The organism is Rhodococcus sp. P4_C10, from assembly GCF_056402135.1.
Genome location: NZ_JBFUHZ010000003.1, coordinates 132,100 through 142,759, shown reverse-complemented (window position 1 = coordinate 142,759; position 10,660 = coordinate 132,100). Strand labels below are relative to the sequence as shown.

The 10,660-nt window shown below is 69.8% G+C and carries 11 protein-coding genes; 7 read left to right on the top strand and 4 right to left on the bottom strand.

Features of this window, described 5'->3' with window-relative positions; all coding sequences use genetic code 11:
- On the bottom strand, positions 1-926 hold a 926-nt coding region (locus AC1DWC_RS03025), incomplete at its 3' end, for a DUF222 domain-containing protein (protein ID WP_477906018.1).
- 215 nt (positions 927-1,141) lie between these two features.
- Here AC1DWC_RS03025 and AC1DWC_RS03020 point away from each other — a divergent pair.
- The gene (locus tag AC1DWC_RS03020) at positions 1,142-1,963 is read left to right on the top strand and encodes an alpha/beta fold hydrolase (protein ID WP_477906016.1); all 822 of its coding nucleotides are present in this window, start codon (positions 1,142-1,144) and stop codon (positions 1,961-1,963) included.
- An 11-nt stretch (positions 1,964-1,974) separates the two neighbouring features.
- Here AC1DWC_RS03020 and AC1DWC_RS03015 read toward each other — a convergent pair whose 3' ends face one another.
- The 3 genes from AC1DWC_RS03015 to AC1DWC_RS03005 all read right to left on the bottom strand — a co-directional run bounded on the left by AC1DWC_RS03015 (position 1,975) and on the right by AC1DWC_RS03005 (position 4,186).
- The gene (locus AC1DWC_RS03015; protein WP_477906014.1) at positions 1,975-2,841 is read right to left on the bottom strand and encodes an O-methyltransferase; all 867 of its coding nucleotides are present in this window, start codon (positions 2,839-2,841) and stop codon (positions 1,975-1,977) included.
- Positions 2,842-3,116: 275 nt separating this feature from the next.
- Positions 3,117-3,692: a hypothetical protein gene (locus tag AC1DWC_RS03010; RefSeq protein WP_477840467.1), complete on the bottom strand. Its 576-nt coding sequence runs from the start codon at positions 3,690-3,692 to the stop codon at positions 3,117-3,119.
- A gap of 86 nt (positions 3,693-3,778) precedes the next feature.
- Positions 3,779-4,186 (bottom strand): NUDIX hydrolase, encoded by a 408-nt coding sequence (locus AC1DWC_RS03005; protein WP_477906012.1) that lies wholly within the window; start codon positions 4,184-4,186, stop codon positions 3,779-3,781.
- 144 nt (positions 4,187-4,330) lie between these two features.
- Between AC1DWC_RS03005 and AC1DWC_RS03000 the strand changes: the two genes are divergently transcribed.
- From AC1DWC_RS03000 to mnhG, 6 genes are read left to right on the top strand one after another with little or no spacing between them, the layout of a single operon-like run.
- Positions 4,331-7,189, top strand: a complete 2,859-nt coding sequence (locus tag AC1DWC_RS03000) for a Na+/H+ antiporter subunit A (RefSeq protein WP_477906010.1) — start codon at positions 4,331-4,333, stop codon at positions 7,187-7,189.
- Positions 7,186-7,770: a Na(+)/H(+) antiporter subunit C gene (locus tag AC1DWC_RS02995; protein WP_477840461.1), complete on the top strand. Its 585-nt coding sequence runs from the start codon at positions 7,186-7,188 to the stop codon at positions 7,768-7,770. Before AC1DWC_RS03000 ends, AC1DWC_RS02995 begins: the two co-directional genes overlap by 4 nt.
- Positions 7,767-9,425: a Na+/H+ antiporter subunit D gene (locus AC1DWC_RS02990; RefSeq protein WP_477906008.1), complete on the top strand. Its 1,659-nt coding sequence runs from the start codon at positions 7,767-7,769 to the stop codon at positions 9,423-9,425. The genes AC1DWC_RS02995 and AC1DWC_RS02990 overlap by 4 nt, the downstream gene beginning before the upstream one ends.
- Positions 9,422-10,054 (top strand): Na+/H+ antiporter subunit E, encoded by a 633-nt coding sequence (locus tag AC1DWC_RS02985; RefSeq protein ID WP_083577464.1) that lies wholly within the window; start codon positions 9,422-9,424, stop codon positions 10,052-10,054. Before AC1DWC_RS02990 ends, AC1DWC_RS02985 begins: the two co-directional genes overlap by 4 nt.
- Positions 10,051-10,311 carry a monovalent cation/H+ antiporter complex subunit F gene (locus tag AC1DWC_RS02980; RefSeq protein WP_072846203.1) on the top strand — a complete coding sequence of 87 codons (261 nt, stop codon included), beginning with the start codon at positions 10,051-10,053 and terminating at the stop codon, positions 10,309-10,311. The genes AC1DWC_RS02985 and AC1DWC_RS02980 overlap by 4 nt, the downstream gene beginning before the upstream one ends.
- Complete coding sequence (gene mnhG, locus AC1DWC_RS02975) at positions 10,308-10,649, top strand: monovalent cation/H(+) antiporter subunit G (protein WP_477906006.1); 342 nt, start codon at positions 10,308-10,310, stop codon at positions 10,647-10,649. The genes AC1DWC_RS02980 and mnhG overlap by 4 nt, the downstream gene beginning before the upstream one ends.
- Positions 10,650-10,660 lie beyond the last annotated feature (11 nt).

Here is a 10,660-nt window from a genome sequence, read left to right as displayed (position 1 = left end):
TTCCCCACCCAGGCACCGGTCGCGGGGGTGGGCGCCGTCGCCGCCACCGCGTCCTTGAGTGCGTCGACGTCGATGGTGACCGTGACGTGCGGGCGTTCCCCACCTTCCATCGGGCCACGAGCGTTGTCGAGGTGTCCGCGGATGATCTGTTCGAGGGCGTCGGCGCGGCGCTTGGCGGCGGAGCGGTCGTCCCGGATCGGGTGGCCGTCGTTGTCGGTGCTGGGGTGCGGCTTCGACAGTCCGGAGAGGGCGGTCTGGAGGGCCTCGCCGGACTCGGCGTCGAAGCTGCCCTTCACGAGCACCCGACCGCCGAGGGTGGCGCTGGCGTGAAACTCGTTGAGTTCCGGGTTCTCTGCGTCGGACGGCAGGTCATTGTCGCGCTCGAACAGGATCTCCATCTCGCGGGCCCGCTTGCGCAACTGTGTGGGGTCCTCGACGCGGGCGGCGATGAGCAGGTAGGCCTCGCAGTCGGCGGCACGGCCGCTGTTGGGGTCGGGGTGCCCCCAGTCCGTTTCGGCGGGTTCGATGTCGAAGTCGCGGATGAGTTTCGCGAGGCGGTCCAGGAAGTTGACGATCACCTGCACGTGGCCGAGTTCGATCCGTCCCTCGTTCAGGACGTCGGCCACCTGTGGGTGCAGGGGGAGTTCTCGGGAGAGGCGGACGATCTGCGAGGCGTGGGCTCGGTGCATCCGGGTGGCGCCGGCGAGCCAGGAGGTGGTGTCCGCGGCACCGGCGTGTTCGGGCAGGCATCTGGGGGCACCTCCCGCTTGCGGGGGATGGTCTGCCTCACGGACGAGTCGGACGAGGAGCGCGTCGCGCCTGCGCATGTCCTGAACCAGCTCCGGCACCGCCGCGAGTATCTCGGTTTCGTCGAGTCGCCATGCCTCGACCCCGGCGGGGTCGGTGAGCATGGCGTCGAGTTTCATACATCGAATTCTACTCGTACACGCATTCGATCACAATGATGTTTTGCCTGGTTAAGCGTGTAGAAGGTGTGTGATCTCGCCTGATCTGACCCCGACACCAAGGCGCCCAACGATCGCGACGCCGACAACCGCCTCGAGCAACTCGCCCTCCAGCCCTGGACACCTCGGCCCACCTTTGTTACTACTGAGTAGCAAAGAGGCGGAAGGGGAACTTGATGACATATGTGAACCGAGCCGGATCAGGTGAGCCCGTGCTGCTGCTGCACGGATTCACCTTGTCGCACCACGTATGGCACGCCGTCGTGGACAACCTCTCGACCGACTACGACGTTCTCGCAATGACCATGCCCGGCCACTGGGGTGGCCCTCGGCTACGGCTGCGCGACCTCGGGGTCCGCGGGATCGCCGACGGAATCGAACGTGAACTCGACAGGGTCGGCTGGAGCACCTGCCACATCGCAGGAAACTCACTGGGCGGCCAGGTCGGATTCGAACTCGAGCGCCGCGGCCGGGCGAAATCCCTCGCTGCGATCAACCCTGGTGGAGGTTGGAAACGGTTTTCCCACACCGAGTTTCGACTCGGATTGGGATTCACCGCACAGTTCCCCCTCGCTGCCGCTGCCCGAGTTCTCGGCGATCGAGCCGCAACGCGCGAGATATTTCAACGCCCGATCATCCGAAACTGCAGCAGGGACATGGCCGCCGTCGACCCCGACGACGCAGCGAACGTGGTCCGCGCGGCGTCGCACTGCCCCGTCTACCTGCCGATCCAATTGGCGTTCCTGCGCGACGGACCGCTCACGGGGCTCCACCTCGTCACCGCGCCGACATCGCTGATGCTGTCCGAGTTCGACACCTTCACCACCCGTGCCGAGTGCATGCAGCGACTGATCGACGAACTGCCCGACCACGTCGAAGAGGTCACCCTGCCGGCCGTCGGCCACATTCCGATGCTCGAGAACCCCGACGTCGTTGCCGATGCCCTGCGCGCCCACCTGACCAGGGCCACCCGTCGACAACCCCGGCAGGCATCCTGATCGGTGCGAGTTCAGGGTCGAGCCACACCGAGCAACGTCGACTCGAGCACCAGGTCCGGTAGCAGCTTCTGGTACTCGACGTGCGTGCGATGCTCGACGGTCCGCCACTTGCGCCCCTCCTCGCCCCGCATGTAGGCCAGGTAGTCGGGCGCGCCGGGCATCACCACGTTGTCGGCCACCACCACCGACCCCGGGTGCAGCCAGCCCGCGCCCTCGATCCGCAGCAGGTCCGTCAGGTAGGCCTCCTTGGCATGATCCAGGAAGACGAAATCCACACTGCCGGAGGAGAATCCATGCTCGGACGCCAGCCGGTCCATGGTGGCGCCGCCGTCGCCGAGGGACCCCACCACCGAGGTGATCCGGTCGGCCACCCCCGCCACTTCCCAGATGCGCTGCGCGACAGCGGCATTCGCAGGGCTGGACTCCACCGAGTAGAGCCGGGCGCCGGGCGGCATCACCCGGGCCGTACGCAGCGCACTGTAGCCGCAGTAGGTTCCCAGCTCGAGCAGTCGCAACGGCCGGGCCCGGCTGATCGCGTCGTCGAGCAGCAGCCCCTTCTCGTCGCCGACGTTCATCAGGAAGCTCGTGTGCCGGGCAAAGTCGTCGATCACCTCGATGACCCCGTCCAGGTCACCGGGCCGAGCCACCTCGGCGACCCGCCGCGCCAACGCCTCCTCGCGGCCGTCACCGACCTGTCCCTCGCGGATCAGTCGACGCGAGCCGAGCAGGAAGCGGAGCACCGACCAGCGCAGGAACGGCACCGGTTTGCCCGCCAGTCGGTTCGCGACCACCGCGCCCCCGACGAACGCCGCCACGAACACCACCAGCGCCGCCGCGCGCTCGGGTACGCCTGCCGATCCGACCGTTCTGCGCATCATGCGCCCACCCCTTCGGCCCCCGCACCGCGAACTCCGCGGCCGTTGCGCCGCGTGTCGTCCTCCCTGGATCCATCTTCGGCCGCGACGGCCTCGCTGGCAACGCCTCAGCTTCCCGCCGGACGGCGCGGCGCCAACGGCGGCCTGCCCCAGGGTCATCGGACCCAGCGCGGCGGCACCCAGCCCCAGCACCGCATCTCGAAGAGCTGAACGCCGGGACACCCTGGGTGGGTTCATCCTCGAAAACCACCCCCCGGAAAGGGTGTCGGCAGGGCGAATCAGGTACCGAGCCGCGCCAGCAGGGCCCGGCCACGTGGGCTCAGCCGGTACCCCACCTCCAGGCTCTCGGTCAGACCCAGCTCCTTGAGTCGGCGGACCCGCTGCTTGAACGGCGCCCGCTCCATCCCCAGTGCAGGGGCCAGCTCGGTCGAGACCACCGCGGGCCGGTCCGCGATCAGCCTCAGCGTCGCCTCGGTCCACGGGCCGTGCGCGTCCATCCGGTCGAGCCGGCGCCGCAGGTCCGCGACGTCCGCCTCCGACAACGCGTCGTCCTCACGCAGCGCGAGTCTCGGGTCGGCGCCGTCGAAGCGCAGCGCGATCCGGTACAGCACGGGGCCGTGCGCCTTCTTGTCCACGAACACGAGCAGCCGCTCGGCGGACTCGAACCCGGCCGCCACCGCGTCCGCATCGGACACCGTGGCCGCGTCGACCGGTTCCACCGCGTCGAACGCGACGACCCCGATCGCCGTCCGCTGGCTCGACCCGGCCCGCACCCGTGGCCGTTCCCACCGCCGGAAGGCGAGCGTCACCGTGCCGGACACGATGCCGTCGAGTGCCGCCGCGGTGAAGATCATCGTGACTCCCGTCGCTCCGCTCGCCGAGACATCCCCCGCCGCTCCGCTCGCCGAGACATCCCCCGCCGCTCCGCTCGCCCAGCCGCTCAGTCCACCAGACCCAGCGACCGCAACCGCTCGAACACCAGTCGCGACCCCGGCGCCGACTCCGGCATCGCCGCGTACTCGTCGGTGGTGAAGTACCGCAGTTCCGCGATCTCACTCGTCGCGGCGGGCTCGTCGGTCAGGTCCGCGAGGTAACAGGTCATGTGCAGCCGGGTACCGGGCGGGTGCCCGAACGCCTCGGCCTCGAAGACCCCCAGTTCCTCGAGCGTGCCCACCACGATGCCCGCATCGAGTTCCTCGCGAATCTCCCTGTGCAGGGCCTGTTCCGGGCTCTCCCCGGGGTCGATCTTCCCGCCCGCCATGTAGAAGGCGGTCTTGCCGGACGACCGCGCCTGCAGCATCCGGCGATCCCTGATGTGGGCAAGTGCGACGGTCCTGATCTCGGCCATTTCCACACGGTACCGCCCGAATGTCGCGGCGATGCGCCTGCGAGCGACGACCGGCCATCCCCTAAACTGGACTCCGATCGCCCGGATACTCCTGGGCGTATCGACACCCCGCCGCCCCCGCACGCAGACACGACGGAGTGCCTTTTGCTCGCTATCTTGTTCGCCCATGCAGTCGCCGCCGTTCTGGCGCCGCTTGTCGTGCGAGCAATGGGGCGAAACGCCTTCCTGCCGCTGTCGCTGGTGCCGCTGGCAAGCCTGGTCTGGGTGGTCCGGAACTGGGGCACCGAGCAGTCGCTGCACATCCAGTGGGCGCCCGGGTTGTCGATGGACATCGACATGCGCTTCGACTCCCTGGCCGCGATCATGGCGGCGCTGGTGCTCGGGATCGGCGCCCTGGTCCTGGTCTACTGCTCCCGGTACTTCACCGACGACGAACCACGTCTGGGCATCTTCGCCGCCGAGATGGTCGCGTTCGCGGGCGCCATGTTCGGGCTGGTCACCAGCGACAACATGCTGATCCTCTACACCTTCTGGGAACTGACGACGGTGCTCTCGTTCCTGCTGGTCGGCCACTACGCGGAACGCGCGTCGAGTCGCCGCGCCGCCACCCAGGCACTGCTCGTGACCGCCGCGGGCGGCCTCGCGATGCTGGTCGGGTTCATCATCCTGGGTCAGGTCGGCGGCAGCTACCAGCTGTCCGTGCTGCTGGCGAACCCGCCGACCGGTTGGCTGACCAGCGTCGCGGTGGTGCTGGTCCTGGTGGGCGCACTGTCCAAGTCGGCCATCGTCCCGATGCACTTCTGGCTGCCCGGCGCGATGGCCGCGCCCACCCCGGTCAGCGCGTACCTGCACGCCGCGGCGATGGTCAAGGCAGGCATCTACCTGGTCGCGCGGCTGGCGCCGGGCTTCGCCGACACCACCCCCTGGCGGGTCACGATCATCACGCTCGGCCTGGCGTCGATGCTCCTCGGCGGCTGGCGCGCGTTGCGCGCGTTCGACCTGAAACTGATCCTGGCCTTCGGCACCGTCAGCCAACTCGGATTCCTGATGGTTCTGGTGGGCACGGGCAGCCGGGACGCCGCCCTGGCCGGCATGACCATGGTGGTCGCGCACGCGATGTTCAAGGCGGCGCTGTTCATGGTGGTCGGCGTCATCGACCACACCACCGGGACCCGCGACCTGCGCAAGCTCGCGCGGCTCGGCGCCCAGGCCCCGGCGCTCTGCGCGATCGCGGTGCTGGCCGCCGCCAGCATGGCCGGACTGCCGCCGCTGCTCGGGTTCGTCGGCAAGGAGGCCGCGCTCGACGCGATCGCCACCACCACCGCGCTCAGTCCCCCGGTGCGGACCCTGGTGCTGACCGGCATCGTGCTCGGGTCGATCCTCACCGTCACCTACAGCATCCGGTTCGTCTGGGGCGCGTTCGGACGCAAGCAGCTCCGCCGTCCCAGCCCGGCGGTCGCGGACATGCACCGGGCGGATCCCCTGTTCCTGGCGGTGCCCGCCCTGCTCGCCGTCGCGGGCCTCGCCGCCGGCCTCGCCTCCCCGCTGATGGACCGGCTGTTGACCCCGTACTCGACGACGCTGCCCGCCGGTCCGGACGGCGACTACCACCTGGCGCTGTGGCACGGGTTCGGGCAGGCGCTGTGGCTGACCGTGCTCATCGTCCTCTCCGGCGCCGGCCTCTTCCTGGCGCACCGCCGGGTCAGCCGACTGCGCTTCGAACGGTCGCTGCTCGGCAACGCGGACCGGATGTACGACGCCACCCTGCGCGGCATGGACACCCTCTCGATCCGGCTGACCGGCACCACCCAGCGCGGTTCGCTGCCGCTGACCCAGGCCAGCATCCTCGTCACCCTGGTACTGCTGCCGACCATCCTGCTGGCCGTGCACAGCGACGGCGGCGTCCGGCTGCGGCTGTGGGACTCCCCGCTGCAGCTGGCGGTCGGGCTGATGATGATCGCCGCCGCGATCACCGCGACGGTGATGCGCAACCGGCTCGCCAGCGTGATCCTGGTCGGCCTCGGCGGCTACGGCTGCGGCGTCCTGTTCGCCCTGCACGGCGCGCCCGACCTGGCCCTGACCCAGTTCCTGGTGGAGACGCTGACGCTGGTGATCTTCGTGCTGGTGATGCGCAAACTGCCCGCCGAGATCGACGAGCGGCAGTCCGTCGGGTTCAAGTTGCCGCGGGCCCTGCTGGGCGTCGCGGTCGGCGCGACGGTGACGGTGATCGGCGCGTTCGCGATGAACGCCCGCTCCACCACGCCGATCTACCTGCAGCTGCCCGACGCGGCGTACCACCTGGGCAACGGCAAGAACGTGGTGAACGTGCTGCTCGTGGACATCCGCGCCTGGGACACCCTGGGCGAGATCTGCGTGCTGCTGGTCGCCGCCACCGGCGTCGCGTCGCTGGTGTTCCGCAACCGCCGGTTCGGCATCGCGCCGCGGGTCGCGGACGCGCCCAACCCGGACGCCGGCTCCGGACCGGAGACCACCTGGCTGCGCGGCGGCGACCTGATCGACCCGCGGCACCGTTCGCTGGTCCTCGAGGTCACCACCCGGCTGATCTTCCCGACCATGATGGTGCTGTCGGTGTACTTCTTCTTCTCCGGCCACAACGCGCCGGGCGGCGGCTTCGCGGGCGGGCTGACCGCGGGCCTGGCCCTGGTGCTGCGCTACCTCGCGGGCGGTCGCTACGAACTCGGCGAGACCGTCCCCATCGACGCGGGCAAGATCCTGGGCCTGGGCCTGATCCTGTCCGCTGGCACCGCGCTGACCTCACTGTTCCTCGGCGCGCCCGCGCTGTCCTCGGCGACCCTGGAGGTCACGCTGCCGCTGATCGGCCACATCAAGCTGGTGACCGCGCTGTTCTTCGACCTCGGCGTGTACCTGATCGTGGTCGGGCTGGTGCTCGATGTGCTGCGCAGTCTCGGCGCCCGACTGGACGCCGAGGGCGCAGCGGAGCCCGCGAGGCGACTCGACAGCGCGGAGGTGACCTTCCGGTGACCGCGAACTTCGGACTGCTCCTGGTGGTCGGCGTGCTCGTCGCGTGCGGGGTGTACCTGCTGCTCGAGCGCAGCATCACCCGGATGCTGCTGGGTCTGCTGCTGTTCGGAAACGGCGTCAACCTGTTGATCCTGGTGGTCGGCGGCCCGCCCGGCAGCGCCCCGATCGTCGGCCGCGGCAACGCCGTCTACGACACCATGGCCGACCCGCTGGCCCAGGGCATGATCCTGACCGCGATCGTCATCACCATGGGCATCGCCGCCTTCGTGATGGCGCTGGCCTACCGCTCCTACAAGATCAACACCAAGGACGCCGTCGAGAACGACCCCGAGGACACCAAGGTCATCCGGCGCCGCAGCCCGGCCGAGGCCCCCGACCGCGACCGCTCCGACGACCCGCTCACCGGCGACTCCACCTTCCGCGGCGACGCCTTCGACGACAAGGGCAACCCCATCCCCCTCGACCAACTCACCAACCTGGAGGACCTGGAGGTCTACGAGGACCTGCGCGAGGGCGACTTCGACGAGTTCGACACCGACGGCGACAGCCCGGTCCGGACCCCGGGCGGTGACCGCCGATGACGTTGCCCGCGGACCTGGTCCAGACGCTCACCCCGCTGCCGGTGCTGATCCCGATGCTCGCCGCCGCGATCACGCTGATCGGCGGCCGCCGGCCCCGGTTCCAACGCGTCGTGACGATGGCCGCGCTGGTCGCGGTCCTCGTCGTCTCCGTGCTGCTGCTGTACCTGGCCGACCGCGACGGCATCTCGGCGCTGCAGGTCGGCGGCTGGGACTCCCCCATCGGCATCACCCTGGTGGTGGACCGGCTCTCCGCGATCATGCTGGTGGTCTCGAGCATCGTGCTGCTCGCCGTGATGGGCTTCGCCGCCGGGCAGGGCGTGCACGACGGCACCGAACGCCAACCGGTGTCGATCTTCCTGCCCACCTACCTGGCCCTGACCGCGGGCGTGTGCAACGCCTTCCTGGCCGGGGACCTGTTCAACCTGTACGTCGGGTTCGAGGTGCTGCTGGCCGCGTCGTTCGTGCTGCTGACGCTCGGCGCCAGCGCCGACCGGGTGCGCGCCGGGGTCTCGTACGTGATGGTCTCGATGGTCTCGTCGCTGATCTTCCTGGTGGGCATCGCCTTCGCGTACGCCGCCACCGGCACCCTGAACCTGGCGCAGATGGCCACCCGGCTCGACGGCGTCCCGACCGGCACCCGGATGGCGATCTTCGGGGTGCTGCTGGTCGCGTTCGGCATCAAGGCCGCGGTGTTCCCGCTGTCGACCTGGCTGCCCGACTCCTACCCGACCGCGCCGGCCCCGGTCACCGCGGTGTTCGCGGGCCTGCTCACCAAGGTGGGCGTGTACGCGATCATCCGGGCGCAGACCCTGCTGTTCCCGCAGGGCGACCTGGACAACGTGCTGATGGTCTGCGGACTGCTGACCATGCTGGTCGGCATCCTCGGCGCCATCGCGCAGACCGACATCAAGCGGCTGCTGTCGTTCACGCTGGTCAGCCACATCGGCTACATGGTGTTCGGCATCGCGCTCTCGACCGAACACGGCCTGTCCGGGGCCGTGTACTACGTGGCGCACCACATCATCGTGCAGACCACCCTGTTCCTGGTCGTGGGCCTGATCGAGCGGCAGGCCGGCTCGGCCTCGCTGCGCCGGCTCGGCGGGCTCGCCGCGGCCAGTCCGGTGCTTGCGCTCGTCTTCCTGGTGCCGGCGTTGAACCTGGCCGGGATCCCGCCGTTCTCCGGTTTCATCGGCAAGGTGGCGCTGCTGCAGGCCGGCGTCGCCCACCCGAGCGCCCTGTCCTGGATCCTGGTCGGCGGCGGCACGGTGACCAGCCTGCTCACCCTGTACGTCATCGCGCGGGTGTGGACGAAGGCCTTCTGGCGGGCCCGCGCCGACGCACCGGAGGGCGACCTCGCCGACGTCGGGCCGTCCGCGCTGATCGACGAGTCCGAGGAGGACATCGCGTTCGGTGACCGGGCCGACGTCGGGAAGATGCCGGTGCTGATGCTGATCCCGACCATCGCCCTGGTGGCGGTGGGGCTGTCGCTGACCGTGTTCGCCGGGCCGTTCATCGAGATCACCAACCGGACGGCCACGGACCTGCAGGACCGCTCGATCTACATCGACGCCGTGCTCGGCCCCGGATACGCCGAGCAGGCGACCGCGCTCGAAACCTCCCCGCCCGGCGAGCAACCGGAAGGTGGCACCCGATGAGCCGCGGCGCGCTGATGCAGGTCGGCATCCTCGCGTGGCTGACGGTGGTCTGGATCCTGCTGTGGGGCAACCTCAGCGTCGCGAACGTCCTCGGCGGCCTCGCGGTGGGCGCGACGATCATGCTCCTGCTGCCGCTGCCGCGGGTACCGGTCGAGGGACGGGTACGTCCGCTCTCGGTGCTCAAGCTCGCCGGGCTGGGCGTGTACTACGCCGCACAGTCCAGCGCGCAGGTCGCGTGGCTGGCCGTCCGACCGGGTCCGCCGCCGCTGACCGGGGTGCTGCGGTGCCGACTGTCCATCAAGTCCGACCTGGTCCTCACCCTGTGTATCGACCTGCTCAACCTGATCCCGGGCACCATGGTGCTCGAGGTCGACCAGAGCCGGCGGATGGTCTACGTGCACGTGCTGGACGTGAGTACCGACCGGGCCGTCGAGCAGTTCTACCGGACGGTGCGTCAGCTCGAGCGGCTGTTCATCGAAGCGTTCGAGCGCGACTCCGACTGGCAGCCGAGCACCTGGCACGACCAGGACGAGGACGACGGACGCCACGAGCAGGACCTCCTGGACGACGGGCCCCCCGAGCATGACGGCCCCGACGGGACCACGACCAGCGGAAAGGACCGGCCATGACGATCGTGTTGGTGATCGCCGGGGTGATGTTGACCGTCGCCGCACTCCTCACCACCTACCGACTGCTGGCCGGGCCGTCCACCCTCGACCGCCTGGTCGCGATGGACACGCTGGTCGCGGCGGCCACCTGCGGGCTGGCCGTGTGGGCCGCCTACACCCTCGACACCACGGTGGTGCCCGCGATCGTGGCGCTGTCGCTGGTGGGCTTCGTGGGCTCGGTCAGCGTGGCCCGATTCCGGGTGCGTGACGACCAGTGACCGCCGTGTGGGACGTCCTGGCCGCGACCGCGATACTGCTCGGTGCGCTGCTGGCGATGACGGCGGCGGTCGGGATCGTCCGCTTCCCCGACACGCTCTCGCGCATGCACGCCGCGGCCAAACCACAGGTCGTCGGGATGGTGCTGGTGCTGGTAGGTGCCGTGATCCGACTGCGTGGCAACGTCGACATCTGGATGCTGGTGCTGGTCGGCGTGTTCACCCTCCTCACCGCGCCGGTGATCGCGCATGTCGTCGGCCGGGTCGCCTACCGGGAACAGCGCGGCCGGGAGGGCTTGGAGATCCTCGGCGACCTCGAGCACCGGGACCGGTCCGAGTAACGGCCCCCGGG

What these genes read in the sequence shown, in the direction of transcription:
- AC1DWC_RS03020 (WP_477906016.1), top strand. Translation starts at nt 1,142, where the DNA reads ATGACATATGTGAACCGAGCCGGATCAGGTGAGCCCGTGCTGCTGCTG.
- AC1DWC_RS03015 (WP_477906014.1), bottom strand. Translation starts at nt 2,841, where the DNA reads ATGATGCGCAGAACGGTCGGATCGGCAGGCGTACCCGAGCGCGCGGCG.
- AC1DWC_RS03010 (WP_477840467.1), bottom strand. Translation starts at nt 3,692, where the DNA reads ATGATCTTCACCGCGGCGGCACTCGACGGCATCGTGTCCGGCACGGTG.
- AC1DWC_RS03005 (WP_477906012.1), bottom strand. Translation starts at nt 4,186, where the DNA reads ATGGCCGAGATCAGGACCGTCGCACTTGCCCACATCAGGGATCGCCGG.
- AC1DWC_RS02990 (WP_477906008.1), top strand. Translation starts at nt 7,767, where the DNA reads ATGACGTTGCCCGCGGACCTGGTCCAGACGCTCACCCCGCTGCCGGTG.
- AC1DWC_RS02985 (WP_083577464.1), top strand. Translation starts at nt 9,422, where the DNA reads ATGAGCCGCGGCGCGCTGATGCAGGTCGGCATCCTCGCGTGGCTGACG.
- AC1DWC_RS02980 (WP_072846203.1), top strand. Translation starts at nt 10,051, where the DNA reads ATGACGATCGTGTTGGTGATCGCCGGGGTGATGTTGACCGTCGCCGCA.